This is a genomic window from Mesorhizobium sp. M2C.T.Ca.TU.002.02.1.1, from assembly GCF_003997225.1.
Window position 1 is genome coordinate 1 of sequence record NZ_RZTO01000043.1, and the last position, 15,239, is coordinate 15,239.

At 64.6% G+C, this 15,239-nt stretch carries 14 protein-coding genes and 1 pseudogene; 3 read left to right on the forward strand and 12 right to left on the reverse strand.

Going from position 1 to position 15,239, the window contains the following annotated elements; translation table 11 throughout:
- Both EOD07_RS04065 and EOD07_RS04070 read right to left on the reverse strand, forming a co-directional pair.
- On the reverse strand, window positions 1-320 hold a 320-nt coding region (locus EOD07_RS04065), incomplete at its 3' end, for a GntR family transcriptional regulator (RefSeq protein ID WP_164772059.1).
- A gap of 3 nt (window positions 321-323) precedes the next feature.
- Window positions 324-1,808, reverse strand: coding sequence for an FAD-binding oxidoreductase (locus tag EOD07_RS04070; protein ID WP_348627732.1), 1,485 nt, complete (start codon window positions 1,806-1,808; stop codon window positions 324-326).
- Window positions 1,809-1,928: 120 nt separating this feature from the next.
- Here EOD07_RS04070 and gloA point away from each other — a divergent pair, with 120 nt between their 5' ends.
- The gene (gloA, locus tag EOD07_RS04075) at window positions 1,929-2,342 is read left to right on the forward strand and encodes a lactoylglutathione lyase (protein ID WP_041004220.1); all 414 of its coding nucleotides are present in this window, start codon (window positions 1,929-1,931) and stop codon (window positions 2,340-2,342) included.
- An 83-nt stretch (window positions 2,343-2,425) separates the two neighbouring features.
- On the opposite strand, the gene EOD07_RS04080 is transcribed toward gloA, so the two are convergent.
- The 4 genes from EOD07_RS04080 to EOD07_RS04095 form a co-directional block, all read right to left on the reverse strand.
- Window positions 2,426-3,394: an ABC transporter permease gene (locus tag EOD07_RS04080; RefSeq protein WP_127234066.1), complete on the reverse strand. Its 969-nt coding sequence runs from the start codon at window positions 3,392-3,394 to the stop codon at window positions 2,426-2,428.
- Window positions 3,395-3,398: 4 nt separating this feature from the next.
- Window positions 3,399-4,901, reverse strand: coding sequence for a sugar ABC transporter ATP-binding protein (locus EOD07_RS04085; RefSeq protein ID WP_127234074.1), 1,503 nt, complete (start codon window positions 4,899-4,901; stop codon window positions 3,399-3,401).
- A 5-nt stretch (window positions 4,902-4,906) separates the two neighbouring features.
- Complete coding sequence (locus EOD07_RS04090) at window positions 4,907-5,947, reverse strand: ABC transporter permease (protein WP_245469831.1); 1,041 nt, start codon at window positions 5,945-5,947, stop codon at window positions 4,907-4,909.
- A 97-nt stretch (window positions 5,948-6,044) separates the two neighbouring features.
- Window positions 6,045-7,127 (reverse strand): sugar ABC transporter substrate-binding protein, encoded by a 1,083-nt coding sequence (locus EOD07_RS04095; protein ID WP_040990517.1) that lies wholly within the window; start codon window positions 7,125-7,127, stop codon window positions 6,045-6,047.
- 209 nt (window positions 7,128-7,336) lie between these two features.
- Between EOD07_RS04095 and EOD07_RS04100 the strand changes: the two genes are divergently transcribed.
- Window positions 7,337-8,929, forward strand: a complete 1,593-nt coding sequence (locus EOD07_RS04100; protein ID WP_127234067.1) for a GMC family oxidoreductase N-terminal domain-containing protein — start codon at window positions 7,337-7,339, stop codon at window positions 8,927-8,929.
- A gap of 35 nt (window positions 8,930-8,964) precedes the next feature.
- Here EOD07_RS04100 and ugpC read toward each other — a convergent pair whose 3' ends face one another.
- The 5 genes from ugpC to EOD07_RS04125 all read right to left on the reverse strand — a co-directional run bounded on the left by ugpC (window position 8,965) and on the right by EOD07_RS04125 (window position 13,977).
- Window positions 8,965-10,014 (reverse strand): sn-glycerol-3-phosphate ABC transporter ATP-binding protein UgpC, encoded by a 1,050-nt coding sequence (gene ugpC / locus EOD07_RS04105; protein WP_127234068.1) that lies wholly within the window; start codon window positions 10,012-10,014, stop codon window positions 8,965-8,967.
- Between the two features lie 26 nt (window positions 10,015-10,040).
- Window positions 10,041-10,796: a ribonuclease activity regulator RraA gene (locus EOD07_RS04110; RefSeq protein ID WP_127234076.1), complete on the reverse strand. Its 756-nt coding sequence runs from the start codon at window positions 10,794-10,796 to the stop codon at window positions 10,041-10,043.
- Window positions 10,797-10,895: 99 nt separating this feature from the next.
- Complete coding sequence (locus EOD07_RS04115; RefSeq protein ID WP_127234069.1) at window positions 10,896-11,774, reverse strand: carbohydrate ABC transporter permease; 879 nt, start codon at window positions 11,772-11,774, stop codon at window positions 10,896-10,898.
- Window positions 11,771-12,694 (reverse strand): sugar ABC transporter permease, encoded by a 924-nt coding sequence (locus EOD07_RS04120; RefSeq protein ID WP_164772060.1) that lies wholly within the window; start codon window positions 12,692-12,694, stop codon window positions 11,771-11,773. The genes EOD07_RS04115 and EOD07_RS04120 overlap by 4 nt, the downstream gene beginning before the upstream one ends.
- Window positions 12,695-12,696: 2 nt before the next feature.
- The gene (locus tag EOD07_RS04125) at window positions 12,697-13,977 is read right to left on the reverse strand and encodes a sugar ABC transporter substrate-binding protein (protein WP_164772061.1); all 1,281 of its coding nucleotides are present in this window, start codon (window positions 13,975-13,977) and stop codon (window positions 12,697-12,699) included.
- 351 nt (window positions 13,978-14,328) lie between these two features.
- On the opposite strand from EOD07_RS04125, the gene EOD07_RS04130 reads away from it, so the two are divergent.
- The gene (locus EOD07_RS04130; protein WP_245469833.1) at window positions 14,329-15,024 is read left to right on the forward strand and encodes an FCD domain-containing protein; all 696 of its coding nucleotides are present in this window, start codon (window positions 14,329-14,331) and stop codon (window positions 15,022-15,024) included.
- An 88-nt stretch (window positions 15,025-15,112) separates the two neighbouring features.
- Here the strand turns inward: EOD07_RS04130 and EOD07_RS04135 are convergent.
- A pseudogene (locus EOD07_RS04135) lies at window positions 15,113-15,239 on the reverse strand (IS481 family transposase); the annotation flags it as partial.

Consider the following 15,239-nt stretch of genomic DNA (forward strand, 5'->3'; position numbering starts at 1 on the left):
CCGCGCAGCTCGAACAGGTTGCGGAAGGAATCCGCCCGCTGCAAGGTCTCGTAGTCGATCGTCAGCACCGTGGCATTGGTTGCGTCGGCGACGAAGGCGCCCCTGCCCTGCTGCGACCAGATGCGGCCTTCGGAGCGTAGCCTGGCGATCGCTTCGCGCACCACGTTGCGGCTGACCCCGAACGTGGTCGCCAGCGCCTGTTCGGTCGGCAGTTGATCGCCGGGTTTCAGACGCCCTTGCGCGATCTCGCGCGAGATCGAACTCGCCACCAGAGTGGAGAGGTGCGGACCGCGATTGACCTTGTCGAGCTTCAGCGTCATCGCTCACCTATAGTCGAGCGCGGATGCGGACGCCAGAATGCGGCCGTTGCTCAATATATGGCGCGGATCGAAGGCGTCCTTGATGCCTGCCGCGAGATCGAGCGTCACCGGATCGATGCGCTCGAGGAAGGCCCGCTGCTTGACCCGGCCGATGCCGTGCTCGGCGCTGATTGAGCCGCCATAGCGGTCGACGACGGCGAAGATCTCGGCTTCCGCCTGCTCGAACAGATGCTCGATCGCCTCGGCGTCCATGCCTTCCGGCGGTACGACGTTCAGATGGATGTTGCCGTCCCCGACATGGCCATAGGTGACCGGCAGCGCGTCGGGGCGCGCCCGTCCCAGTTCGAAGAGCGCGTCGGTGACGAAATCGGCAAGCTTCGAAATCGGCACCGAAACATCGGTGCGCAGATAGCGCCCGCCGCGGCCCTGCCGCTCGACCATGATCTCGCGGTAGAGCCACAGGCGCTCGGCCTGCGCCCGCGTCGATGCCACGATGCCGTCCTGGACGAGATCCTCGGCACCGGCGAGAAAACTCAAAAGCATATCCTTGAGATTGATCAGCCCGCCGCCGGAAACCTCGATCAACACATAGGCCGGATAGGCTTCGGCAAGCGGATCGGGAAAGTCCCTGCCCTCGCGCATGGTGATCTCGATGCCGCCGCGCAGGATCAGCTCGAAAGCGGTGAGCAGGTCGCTGCAGCCGCGCCGCGCCCGCGCATAGAGGGCCATGGCATCCTCGACCGAACGCAGGCCGACGAGGGCCGTTTCGATCTGCGTCGGCCCGGGAAAGAGTTTCAGCGCCGCCGCGGTGACGATGCCGAGCGTGCCTTCCGAGCCGATGAAGACCTGCTTCAGATCATAGCCGCGATTGTCCTTGCGCAGCACCTTCAGCCCGTTCCAGACGCGGCCGTCGGCCAGCACCACTTCGAGGCCGAGCACCAGGTCGCGCGTCATGCCGTAGCGCAGCACGTTGAAGCCGCCGGCATTGGTGGCGACATTGCCGCCGATGCGGCAGCTGCCTTGCGCGCCGAAGGTGATCGGCAGGATGCAGTCGTTCGCCTCGGCGGCGCGCTTGGCATCCTCGAGGATGCAGCCGGCCTCGGCCACCATGGCGAAGTCGATCGGGCTGATCGAACGGATCTTGTTCATACGCTCCAGCGAGACGACGACCTCGTTGCCGTCGGCCGCCACCGCCGCGCCGACAAGGCCGGTCAGCCCGCCTTGCGGCACCACGGGGACGCGCTCGGCATGGCAGTGCCGCATCAGCGCCGACATCTCTTCGACCGAAGCCGGCCGCGGCACTGCCAGTGGCCGGCCGAAATGGTCGCCCGACCAGTCGCGGCTGTAGCGGACCAGGTCCTCCGCCTCGGTCAGCAGCCCGCCGTCGGACAGCATGCCCGCCAGCGCGGCGATCAGCGATGCGGAATTGGGCGGCACGGCATTCATGAACTGGACCTGGATCCTTCCGGAAAACGACTGGACAACCACCAATCTTGTCGTGTTATCATACAACCCTGATTTAGAACATCAAGCGGCGTCATCGTACCCGCCAACCGTTTGATGTGGATGGTCAGAACGGCAAATCACTGAATTCGGAGGACTTTCCCAATGAGCGACGCTCCAGGCTTTCGCTATATGCACACCATGATCAGGGTTCTCGACCTCGACAAGTCGATCGCCTTCTACACCGAAGTGCTCGGCATGACCTTGCTGCGCCGCGACGATTACCCCGGCGGCAAGTTCACCAACGCCTTTGTCGGCTACGGACCGGAGGACAAGGAAGCGGTCGTCGAGCTGACGCTGAATTGGGGCCGCGAGGAGCCCTATGAGATCGGCACGGGCTTCGGCCATCTGGCGCTCGGCGTCAACGACATCTACGCCGTCTGCGCCGAGCTCGAGAAGCGCGGCGCCAAGATCCCGCGCAAGCCGGGGCCGATGCAGCACGGCACCACCCATATCGCCTTCGTCGAAGACCCGGACGGCTACAAGATCGAGCTGATCGGCCTCGACACGATGCAATGACTGCAGCCCGGACCGCACCGGCTCCCCGCCGATGCGGTCCCTCTGCGTCCGCGCTTGCTTGGGAGGCGGTGCGGATAGGTTCCTCACTTGATGACCGCGATCTTGCTGCGGTCGATGGTGATGGCCACGGCGGCGATCAGCACCGCGCCGAACACCATGTTTTCCAGGAAGATGTTGACGCCGACGAAGGTCATGCCGATGCGCACGATCGAGATGATCAGCGCGCCGACCGCTGTGCGCGCGACGCCGCCCAGCCCACCGGTGATGGCCGTCCCGCCGACGATGACGGCGGCGATCGCGGGCAAAAGCAGTTGGTTGGCAAGCACCGGCGAGCCGCTCGACAACCTGGCCGCCAGCACCACGCCGGCAATGGCCGCCAGCATGCCCGACGCGGCGAAGGCGATGATCTTGGTGCGATCGACATTGATGCCCGCGGCCCATGCCGCCGGTTCGCCGGCGCCGACCGCGATCGCCTGGCGGCCGAAGCGGGTGTAACGCAGCGCGAGGAAACTGACGACGCCGATCAGGGCCGAGATCAGCACCACCACCGGCAGGCCGGAAATCGTGGCGTTGATCCATGCGGTCTTTTCGCGCCCGGCTTCCTCGATGGTGATGGCGCGGCCGTTGGAGACCCAGAGCGCCAGGCCCGTAACAACGCCGCCGGTGGCGAGGGTCGCCACGAAGGACGGCACGCGCAGCTTGACATGCACGATGCCGCTCAGCAGCCCGAAGGCGAGGCCGGACAGGATCGCCACCGGAAAGGCGGCGAAGCCAAGCGAAGGCAGCAATTGCGCCAGCATCACGCTCGCCAGCGAGGCGACCGCCTGGATCGACAGGTCGATGCCGCCGAGCAGGATCGCGAAGGTGACGCCGGTGGCGAGGATGAACAGCACAGCGGTGTTGGCGAAGAGCAGCGACAGCGTCTCGCCGGTCAGGAAGCCTGGCGCTGCGATCTCGATGATCAGCAACAAGGCGACGAGCAGGACCAGCGGGATGGCGCCTTGTGTCCACTTGCCCTCGAACACCTGCTTTATGGAGAACGTCTCTTTCATCGGCCTATACCATCGCTCGCAGCAGATCGACCTGCTTCGGCTTGTTGCCAGGGCTCGCATCGAAGCGCGCGGTGATCTCGCCGTCGCGCATCACCAGCACCTGATGCGACAGGCCGATCGTCTCTTCCAGCGTGTCGGAGATCAGAAGGATGGCCACGCCTTGCTCGGAGAGATCGCGCACCAGCTCGTAGACCTCTTCCTTGGCGCCGACATCGAGGCCGCGCGTCGGATGGTCGAGCACCAGGATGCGCGAGCCCGCCGTCATCCAGCGCGCCAGCACCACCTTCTGCTGGTTGCCGCCGCTGAGCTTGCGGCAGGCAGCGTCCGGCCCGGGCGCCTTGATGCTGAGCCGCTTGATCCAGTCGGCGGCAAGCCGCCGCTCCTTGCCGTAGTCGATGGCGCCGTTGCGCATGACGCTCGAGAGGTCCGCCAGCGAAATGTTCTCGGCGATCGACAGGAACATCACCAGGCCTTCGAGCCTGCGTTCACGCGGCACATAGCCGATGCCCTTGCGCACCGCTGGTTCCGGCGACCCGAAGCGCACCGTCTCGCCGGCGATCTTCATCTCGCCGGCATCGTGCGGCAGGAAGCCGCCGACGGTGCGCGTGACCTCCTCGCGGCCGGAGCCAACGACGCCGGCGATGCCGACGATCTCGCCAGCCCGGATCGAAAGATCGACGCCGTGATAGAAGCCGTTCGCGCCAAGTCCCTTCGCCTCGACCATGACCTTTTCGCCCGGCGGCTGCTGGCGGACCTCGCGGTAATATTCGGCCTGCAGCCCGCGCCCGACCATGATCTCGTGCAGCTCCGGCGCGGTGACTTCAGCGGCACGATGCTCGGCCACGACCGCGCCGTCCTTCATCGTGTAGACGCGGTCGGATATCGCCAGCACCTCGTCGAGGCGATGCGAAACGAAGACGAAGCTGGCGCGGGATTTGAGCGAGCGCACGCGCGCGAACAGCACGTCGATATCGGCGGCGTTGAGCACCGAGGTCGGTTCGTCGAGCAGGATGAGCAATGGACGCTCGACCATCTCCTCCAGCGTCAGCGCCTTGGCGAGCTCGACCATCTGGCGCGCGGCGAAGGTCAGCTCGGAGGTGCGCGCGGTGACGTCGATGTCGACGCCGATCTTGGCGAGCTGCCGCCGCGCCGCCGCGTTCATGGCGCGCCAGTTGACGAGGCCGAAGCGGGTGAAGCGGTCTTCCTCGCCGAGATAGATGTTTTCGGCGACCGTGAGGTTCAGCACCAGCGACTGCTCCTGGAACACCATGCCGATGCCATGCCTGGCCGCGTCGCGGGCGTTGCGCAGCTTGAGCTGCTCGCCGTCCAGCGTGAGGCTGCCGCCATCCAGCCGGTAGCCGCCGGCCAGCACCCGCATCAGCGTCGACTTGCCGGCGCCGTTCTCGCCGATCAGCCCGACCACCTCGTTCGGCCGCACCTCTATGGACACCGCGCGCAAGGCCTGGACGCCGGGGAAATTCTTGACGATGCCGTTTGCCTGCAGCATGGCGGTCACTTCACTATCTTGAGGCGGGCGCGGTCGAGCGACAGCGCCACCGCCGCGATGATCATCAGGCCCTGCACCGTCTGCTGGATGTAAGGCGAGATGCCGAGCAGGATCATGCCGTTGGCCAAAACGGTGACGATCAGCACGCCGACCAGCGTGTTGACCACGCCACCTTCGCCGCCGGTCAGCGCCGTGCCGCCGACGACCACCGCGGTGACGGCGGCAAACAGCCTGCCGTCGCCGATGACGGCGTGCGACTGGCCGAGCTGGGCCGCCGCAAGCACGCCGGCAATGCCGAAGAAGAAGCCGGCCAGCGCGAACGCCGCGATGCGCACGCGCACGACATTGACGCCGGAGAGCTTGGTCACATCCTCGTCGCCGCCGATCGCCAGTATGTGGCGGCCGAGCCGGGTGTGATACTGGATGACGGCGGCAAGCACGAAGGCGCCGATCGCGACCCAGACCGCCAGCGGCAGCCCGAGGAAGCGCTGCAGCGCAAGGTCGCGGATCGAGGCGTCGTTGAGGCGGATGGCCGAGCCCCCCAGCATGTAGACCGACAGGCCAAGCCCGATGAACCACATGCCGAGCGTCGCCATGAAGGATGGGATGCGCAGCATCGTCTGGACAAGACCGCTGGCGAGCCCCATGATCGTGCCCGAGGCGATCGCCGCCAGCACGGCCCACCAGCCATAGTCGTTGCCGTTGCTGTCATTGGCGGCGAGAAGCACCACCACCATCGCCGCCACCGACAGCGTGCCTTCGACCGAGAGGTCGATGCTGCCCATCAGGATGATGAAGGTCAGCCCCATCGCCAGCGTCAGCGGCACGGCGGCGGAGTTGGCGAGCCGCACCAGATTGCGCGGCTCGATGAAATTGGGATTGGCGATGGTGATGAGAACGCACAGAACGACCAGCACCGCCAGCGGCGCCAGGCTGCGCCAGCGCCTGCCGCCGAGCATGCTGGCGATGCGGCCGGGGAGGAATGTCATAAGCGTCGTCCGCTCGATGTCCGAAACGGACTTCAGGGGTTCTGTATCGATTGTCAAGGAACCGCTTCCCGTCTGCTGGTGACGGCCGCCGCACCATCAAGGCGGCGGCTGCAAGAGGAGGCGGGCCGCCAGGGAGCAGCAGCCCGCCTGGCGGTCAGGCGCGGATCGCTCCGGTCACCCGGCCCCAGAGATCGTTCCAGTCCATCTCGGGCTTCGACTCGACATTGGTCTTGTAATATTCCTCGACATTGTCATGCGAGATCAGCACCGCCTTGCCGTAGAATTCGCGGTGCTCCGGCGGCTCCTTGGCCGGGTCGAACTTGCCGATCTTGGCGTTGTAGCCGATGGCAAGCCCCATGCCGCCCTGCCAGAACGGATCCGAGGTGACGGTGCAGGCGAACTCGCCGGTGCGCACAGCGTCGACCGCCGTCTTGATGCCGTCGACGCCGACGATCGGCACCTTGCCGGCGAGGTTCTCGGCGCGCAGCGCTTCGAGCGCGCCGGAGCCCATGTCGTCATTGGCGGCCCAGATGCCCTTGATGTCGTCTCCGAAGCGGGTGAGCAGGTTGCCCATCAGGTCGAAGGCCTCGGTCGATTTCCAGTTGGCGACCTGGAAGTCGAGCAGCTTGATGTCGGGATTGGCGGCAAGGGCCGCATCGAGGCCTTTCTTGCGTTCGATCGCGGCCGTGGTCGAGATCAGGCCGCCAAGCGCGACGATGCCGCCCTTGCCGCCGATGGCCTTGAACAGGATCTCGGCGATGGTCTTGCCGCTGGCGATGCCGTCGAACTCGATATGCGAGACATAGTTCGGGTTGAAATCCTTCGGGTGCAGATCGGCCGGCTTGTTCCACTGCGTCACCACATAGGCGCCGGCCTTGGCGCAGGCTTCGACGATCGGGCGCGCGTCGGGCGTGTCGTTGGGATCGGAATTGAGCACCATGTTGCCGCCGGTCTTGGCCAGCATTGCCTTGATGTCGGCAATGCCCTTCTCCGAGTTGCCTTCCGAGACCAGCGTGACGTGCTCCAGCCCGGCCCATTTGGCATAGGCCTCGGCGCCGGTCTTCCACACCGCGTGGTAGGGATTGGACAACGAGCGGATCGACGTCACCAGCGTCGGCTTGTCGGCCGCGCGCAACACTTTCGGCATGGCCAGCGTCGCCGCGCCGGCGGCAGCGCCCACCATCAGCGTCCGACGGCTGAGCGAGCCGGAAAACGTAAGAGCCTTTCCATCCTTCATTTTTTGAACCTCCCGATTGAAACTGTTCCCGCCCGGCGCTTGCGCAGGAGCGCGGCCGGGGCCTCCAATTGACGGCTCGTCAAGTTCCTCCACTTGTACGATAACCCTTCAACACGGCAACCATACCCTTTCTCTTGACGTGGCACAAGCGACTTGAGATCGTCGCGCGTAAAGAGCGAAGTCGGATTTCGCCTCGGCAAGGAGCAGGAATGGCTGATTATATCATTGTTGGCGGCGGCTCGGCGGGCTGCGTTCTTGCCGCGAGGCTCAGCGAGGATCCCGATCTATCGGTGGTCCTGCTCGAGGCTGGCCCGCCCGACACCGACCGCTACATCCACATGCCGGTCGGCTTCTTCAAGATGACGTCGGGACCGCTGATCTGGGGTTATGACGCGGCGCCCGGCAAGGAGATCGACGGCCGCGTCATGGTCTACCCGCAGGCGCGCGTGCTCGGCGGCGGCTCCTCGATCAACGCCCAGGTGTTCACGCGTGGCTGCCCGCAGGATTATGACGACTGGGCGGCCGCATTCGGCTGCGCCGGGTGGAGCTACGCCGATGTGCTGCCCTATTTCACCCGGTCCGAGGGCAACGACACCTTTGCCGGATCCCAGCACGGCATCGACGGTCCGCTCGGCGTTTCCAGCGGCGCGCCGCATCCGCTGACACGCATCTTTGTCAAGGCGGCGCAGCAGGCCGGCCTGCCCTTCCGCGCCGACTTCAACGCCGGCGAGCAGGAAGGCGCCGGCTTCTACCAGACGACGACACGCAACGGGAAGCGCTCGAGCACGGCGATCGCCTATCTGAAGCCGGCGCTCGGCCGCAATAACCTGACGCTGCGCACCGACGCCACGGTCAGCCGCCTCGTCGTCGAGAACGGCCGCGCCGTCGGCGTCGAGATCATTGTCAACGGCCGCGCCGAGCTCATGCGCGCCGAGCGCGAGGTGATCGTCACGTCCGGCGCCATAGGCTCTCCGAAACTCCTGATGCTGTCCGGCATCGGCCCGGCCGCGCAGCTAGGACAGCACGGCATCAAAATTGTGCACGATCTGAAAAATGTCGGCCAGAACCTGCATGACCACATGGATGTCGACGTCGTCGCCGAGCTTAACGGGCCGCACGGCATCGACCGCTACAAGAAGAAGCGCTGGCAGGCCGTCGCCGGCCTCGAATACGCGCTCTTCGGCAAGGGACCGGTTGCCTCCAACATCGTCGAGGCAGGCGGTTTCTGGTGGGGCGATCGCGCGGAGAAGACGCCCGACCTCCAGTTCCATTTCCTGCCCGGCGCCGGCGTCGAGGAGGGCATAGGTTCGGTCCCCGGCGGCAACGGCTGCACGCTGAACTCCTACCATGTGCGGCCGCGTTCGCGCGGCAGCGTCACTCTGCGCTCGGCGGACCCGCGCGACGCGCCGGTCATCGACCCCAATCCCTTCGCCGAACGCTACGACCTCGAACGCGCCATCGACGGCATCGAGATCAGCCGGGAGATCCTGTCACAGCCGGCCTTCGCCAAATACATCAGCCGCGAACATCTGCCGGGCGCGGCAACGAAGGGCCGCGCGGCGCTCGAAGCCTTCGCCCGCGAGCATGGCCGCAGCGCCTATCATCCGGTCGGCACCTGCCGCATGGGCGGCGATGCCGACAGCGTCGTCGATCCCGAATTGCGCCTGCGCGGCCTGCACGGCCTGCGCGTCTGCGACAGCTCGGTCATGCCGCGCATCGTGTCGTCAAATACCAACGCCGCCGTCATCATGATCGCCGAGAAGGCGGCGGATCTCATCACAGGCAGGACGCCGCCGGCATAGCTCACTCGAACCGGGACAGCCCGGAGAGGACAGGCTTAGTCTATCCTCCTGCCGCTCTCCGCGTCGAACAGATGCACCTTATGCATCATGATCTCCAGATTCACCTCCTGATCCGGCTTGAAGGGTGGCCGGTCCCGGATCTCCGCCATCAGGTCGACGCCATCCGCGGTTAAGGTGATTTCCTGCGCTTCACCGGTCGGCTCGACCACTTGGACCTTCCCCTTTGCGTGGCTGCCACCGACAGCGATGTGCTGGGGACGAATCCCGTAAACCACACCTTGCCTATCCCCTGTCTCGTGGGGCAAGGGCAGGCGCAGGCCCTGCTCCGCGATGAATGCGCCACTCTGGATGCGACCGTTGATGAGATTCATTTCCGGTGAGCCGATAAAGCCCGCGACGAACAGATTGGCCGGTTTCTCGTAGAGTTCGGAAGGGGTGCCGATCTGTTCGATGCGGCCTTTGTTCAGGACCACGATGCGGTCGGCCAGCGTCATCGCCTCGGTCTGGTCATGCGTGACGTAGATGCTGGTACGTCCGAGCCGTTGGTGCAGCTTCTTGATCTCTGCACGCATCTTCACGCGCAGCTTGGCGTCGAGATTGCTGAGCGGCTCGTCGAACAGGAAGGCCGAGGGGGCGCGGACGATCGCGCGGCCCATGGCGACACGCTGGCGCTGGCCGCCGGACAATTGACGCGGCATGCGGCCGAGCAGGTCCTGCAGACCGAGGATTTCGGCAGCCGCCTTCACCCTGGAGACGATCTCCTCCCTGGGAACCTTGGCCAGCCGAAGCGCGAAGCTCATATTGTCGGCCACGCTCATATGCGGATAGAGCGCGTAGCTCTGGAACACCATGGCTATGTCGCGCGACTTGGCCGGCATCTCGTCGACGACGCGCCCGCCGATGCGGATCTCGCCAGTCGTATGCTCTTCGAGCCCCGCGATGATGCGCAGCAGCGTTGACTTGCCGCAGCCCGACGGGCCGACCAGGACCACGAACTCGCCGCTGGCGATCTCGATGTTGACGTCGCGCAGGACTTCCACCGCGCCGAAGCTCTTGCCGAGCTGTTCTATCTCGATTGCTGACACCTATTTTTCTCCCGTAACGGCACGGCTCATTTTCGTTGAGCCTGCCGCCATGCGTGGTATTCAGCCTCGCCCTCGGGGCTCAACGGGTAGTATTTCCGCAGGTCTCCTCCTTGCGCGAGCCGCAAGCGCGAAAACTCTTCCCACTCGATATGCGCGCCCGCGAGCTCGACCAGTCTGGCAGCAAGGCCAACCGGCACGACGACAACGCCATCGTCGTCGGCGACGATGATGTCGCCGGGGATGACGAGCACGTTCGAGCAGGCGATCGGAACGTTGACGGCGAAGGGGACGATGTTGGTCTGGGCATGGAAATTCGGCGTGACGCCTCTCACCCAGATGCCGATGTCGAGCGCCGCCGCCTGAGCGGAATCGCGAATGCAGCCGTCGACGACAACGCCGGCTCCGCCACGTCCGGCGAAATAGGTCAGCATCATCTCGCCGAAGATGCCACTGCCCAGATCGCCGCGGGCGTCGACCACCACCATGTCGCCAGGCTGGGTGGGATAAAGCACGTGTCGGTGCAGTTGCCGCTCCGGCTCCTCATACTCCGTCTCGTTGTACAGATCCTCACGCTTCGGCATGCACTGGAGCGTAAGGGCGGGGCCTGCCGCCGTGCTGCCAGAACGCAATGGGCGCGGGCCGCGGATCTGCGGATCGCGAATGCCCATCTTGTGGTAGAGTTCGCTGGCCAGCGTCGCCGAACCGATCGCCGCCAGCGCGTCGACCAGCTCTCGCGGCGGCCGGGAAATGTCCTGTATCGCAGGTATCTGGTCAGCTTCCATTCCGTTTCCTCCAATGTGCGGTGAGGCGCCAACCTCATCGATCGTCACTCAGTCGCCTTCGGCGAAGCCGTCGAGCGCCCAGTGGTCTACGTCCGCTACTCAGCCGCGAACCGCGCCGGTGGTCAGGCCTTTGACCAGCAGCCCCTGGGCAAACCAGACGAACACCAAGGTCGGGATGACCATGAGCACGCCGGCGGCCGACATGGCGCCCCAGTCGATGCCGAACTGGGAGACGAAATTGGTGAGCCCGACCGGCAGTGTCTGCGCGGCCTTGCTGGAGGTCAGGGTCAAGGCGAGCAAGAGGTCGTTCCAGGTGAAGAGGAAGGTGATGACGGCGCTGGCGCCGATGCCCGGCGCAATCAGCGGCGCCACGATCTGGACCAGCGTGCGCACGGTGCCGGCGCCGTCCGACTGGGCAGCCTCTTCGATCTCTTTCGGCACGTCCTGGATGAAGCCCAGAAGCAGCCAGATGGCGACGGGTAGTTTGGCCGCCGTATGGCTGAGAATCAGCGCCCAGACCGTGTCGAGCAGGCCCATGGCGGCAAACACGGCAAAGAGCGGGATGGCAAGCGCGATGACCGGGATCATGCGCATGATCAACAGCAGCCCGAAGATCAGCATGGCGCCCGGCATCCTGAAGCGCGACAGCGCATAGGCGCAGGGAATGGCCAGCAGATGGACGAGGACGACCGTCGCCACCGAGACGATGACGGTGTTCCAGACATAGCCCATCGTGTCGTACTGGGCGAAAACGGAGACATACTGCGTCAGCGTCGCGGTCTCGGGAATAATGTGCACCGGAACCGAGAATATGTCGGCCGAGCTGCGGATCGAGGTCAGGAACAGCCACACCAACGGAAAGACGGTGAGGGCGACGGTCAGGACCAGCGCCAAATACTGACCGGCGATCCCCGCCGCGAACCGGCGGCGCCGCCGCTTTGGCTTGGCACGCGCGCCGACGATGACGGCTTCGGTCATATCGCCCTCCGTTTCGCAATAAGCCACGGCACTCCGTAGAGCAGGGCGAGCACGAACAGCGACATGCCCAGCGCGATGTAGGAGACCGCGGCCGCGTGTCCGAAATCCACCGCCTGAAACGCCAGCAGATAGGAATAGACCGTGAGCAGGTTGGTGGCGCCGCCCGGTCCGCCCTGTGTCATCAGCCAGACGACGTCGAAGGTGCGGAACGTGTCGATGATGCGCAGCATCAGCGCGATCATGATGACCGGACGCATCAGCGGCAGCACGATGTGCCAGAAGCGCTGCCATGGCGTGGCGCCGTCCACGGTGGCCGCCTCGAGCGGCTCCTGCGGCAGGGATTGCAGGCCGGCAAGGAACAAAAGCACCATCAGCGGCGTGTTCTGCCAGACATCGGCGACGATCACCGAGACAAGCGCCCAGGCCGGGCGGTTGAGCCACGGGATGTCGGGCAGGTCGAACATGCGCAGCAACGCGTCGACCAAGCCGTACTGGGTATTGAACAGCCAGCGGAAGTTCAGGCCGACGACGGCGGGCGCGATCATCGGCGGGACCAAAAGCAACGTGCGCGCAAGGCGCATGCCGCGCAATTTGCCGTTGACGAGCACGGCGATCGCCATGCCGGCCACCACTTCGATCGTGATGGAAACGACGCTGAAAATGGTCTGGTTTCGCAGCGCCTGGTTGAACTGGCGGCCGAAAAGCTCGTCGGTGTAGTTTCCGGTCCCGATGAATGGCGCCGAGCCGCTCAAATCCCAGCGGAAGAAGCTCATGATGAAGGAGTATCCGAGCGGATAGATGAGGATGGCCAGCATGACGAGAAGCGCCGGGCTGGCCAGTAGGTAGCCTCTCTGCCAGGTGTAGGGCAGCGGCGAACGTCGCCGGCGCCCTGGCGCCTGGTGCTGCGCGACGACCGACATTCTCAGTCGTAAGCTCCGGCCCGACGCATGATCTCTTCCGCTTCCGTCGCCGCCTGATTGAGCGAGTCGGCGGGCGAAACCTGATCGGACAGGGCCTGCTCGATGGCCGAGAACATCAAGGTGCAGACCTTTGAGAACCCGGCAAGCTTGGGCCATTCCTTGCCGTTCGCGATCGTCGTCTCGAGCTGCTGCAGCCATGTGGCCTGCGGGCCTTTCGCCGCGGCGATCACCTCCTTGGCAATCGCCTGGCTGCTCGGGAAGTTGGTAAACTGATCGAACTGCAGCCGCTGGGCATCCGCGCCGACCGTGTATTTGATGAACTCGACGGCGGGGTCCTTGCGTCCGGATTGGCCATTCAGCGCCATGGCATGGGAGATGGCGCATGAAATCGCTGCCTTGTCCCGCACGTAGGGAGCTGTCGACCATTTGCCGACGATGCGCGAGGTTTCCGGATTGGACAGGGTGGCGAAGGCGCCCGGCCAATCGAAAGTGGCATAGACCGTGCCGGACGAGAATTCGGTCGAGTTCTCGTTCCATTGATAACCAACGGCATCGGACGGCACGATTTTGTGCTTCTGGATCAGATCGCGATAGAAGGTGAGCGCCTTGATGCCGGCTTCGGAATTGAACGCCGGCTTGTTGGCCTGGTCGACCCAGTCGCCGCCGGCCTGCCAAAGCAGGTCGCTGAAGGTGCGCTGGGCGGGGTCGCCCTGCCCCGGCACGACAAGGCCATAGTGACCGTCGCCGGTGAGTTTCAGGCCGACATCGACGAGTTCTTCCCAGGTCTCGGCCGGCTTCAAGCCTTTCTCCTGGTAGATGTCACTGCGGTAATACTGAACACGCGCATCCATGTTACGTGGAATCGCCGCCAGATTTCCGGTCTTGGGATCGCGCAGGTATTTGACCGCGACGGGGTAGAAATCCGCCAGTTCGGCGTCGCTGAAATAGCTGTTCAGCGGCGCGAAATGGTTGAAATAGGAATCGATCTGCGCCGTGTGGGTGCTGTAGACGTCGTACTGGCTCGACCGTGCCGCGCTCAACGTGACCACCTTCGCCGTCAAGGGCGTGAATTCCAGGAGGTCGTAGCGAACCTTGATGCCGGTCTTGGCGGTGAAATCCTGAACGATCTTTTCCCAATATTTGGGATAGAGCGGACCGCCGGTGATCAGCAATGCGGTGATCTCGTTCGCCTCTGCCCTGGCAACCCACGGCGCGGCAAGCGAGCCGGCTGTCACTGCCGCGCTTGCGGCCAGGAATTTGCGTCTCGATAAGTTTCCGGACATCACAATCTCCTCCTTGGTTCGATTGGTCGGGCCCATCCAGGGACGGCCGACCTCAGCCTCGGCAAATCCATGGCGGCCTGCTCCTCCCGCCGCGGGATCGCCTGGATTGGTTCCCGGACGACACTTGCGAGGTCGCCGGGCGATTGGGCACCTATGCTCCAACACGCCCGGCGCGGTTGCGGAGGCGTATCGATCATGATCTCGGGCGACGGCAACCGGGCGCGGCGGCTGCACACCGCTCGATCCGCCCTTTCCGCCGGCCGAGTTATAGGCTAGTGAGCAAATATGAGATAAGTTGACTGCATATCTAGCTATCAGCCTATAAGCTTATCAGACAAGTGGATGTTAATGATGGATGCCGTGGAGGTCAAGCTTCAAACTTTGCCCAAGCAAGTGGCGGGCGTGCTTGCGCGTCGCATCGCCAGCGGCGGTGTCGCGGGCGGACAGGGACCATCGGAACAGCAGATCCTCCAGGAATTCGCGGTCTCGCGTGCGGTCGCGCGAGAGGCGCTGAAGATCCTGGCGTCCCTGGACATGATCGAGATCGCGCAGGGCCGGCGCGTGGTGCTGCGTCCCGCCGAAGAGTGGGACTATCTCAGCCCATTGCTCATCGACTGGCTGCCGCCCGAGCAGATGCGCGAGATCCTGGCCGAAGCGCATGCGACGCGGATAATCATCGAACCGGCCATCGCCGCCATCGCGGCCAAGCATATGACCAAGGAAAAGCTCGAGCGTCTTGGCACCTTGCTGGCGGCGATGTCGGCAAGCGAGGACAATCCGGACGCCTATCTGAAGCTCGACCTGGACTTTCACATAGAGATTTGCAGGGCGGCGCAGAACAGGATTCTCGACCGTTTCATGTATTCGTCCCGGTGGTGGCAGATGGCAAGCAGGCGCATCAGCAATCAGATGCCCCATGCGCTTCCCTCCGCAACCGAAATGCACAGGGCAATCTACGAGGCGCTCGTGGCGCGCGATGAAAAGCGAGCGGAAGAAGCGATGCGCCGACACCTCAAGAAGACCACGGCCGTCGGCCTGCCGCGGTGAAGGAGCGGCGCAGCCGGCATTTGCGCTGGCCGCGCCGCAGCGTGCCGGGAGGACACGGCTTGACGGGGAGCAATCCCGCTGAAGTGAGCTAGGTGTTTAGTCCCGGCATTTGATGGACCGGGTCGACCCTGAAGTGTTCGGGCTCTTGTTTCCAGATTTTGCAGATGAACTCATAAGGCGTGAGGCCTTTGAGCGACTTGAGCCTGCGTGCGAAA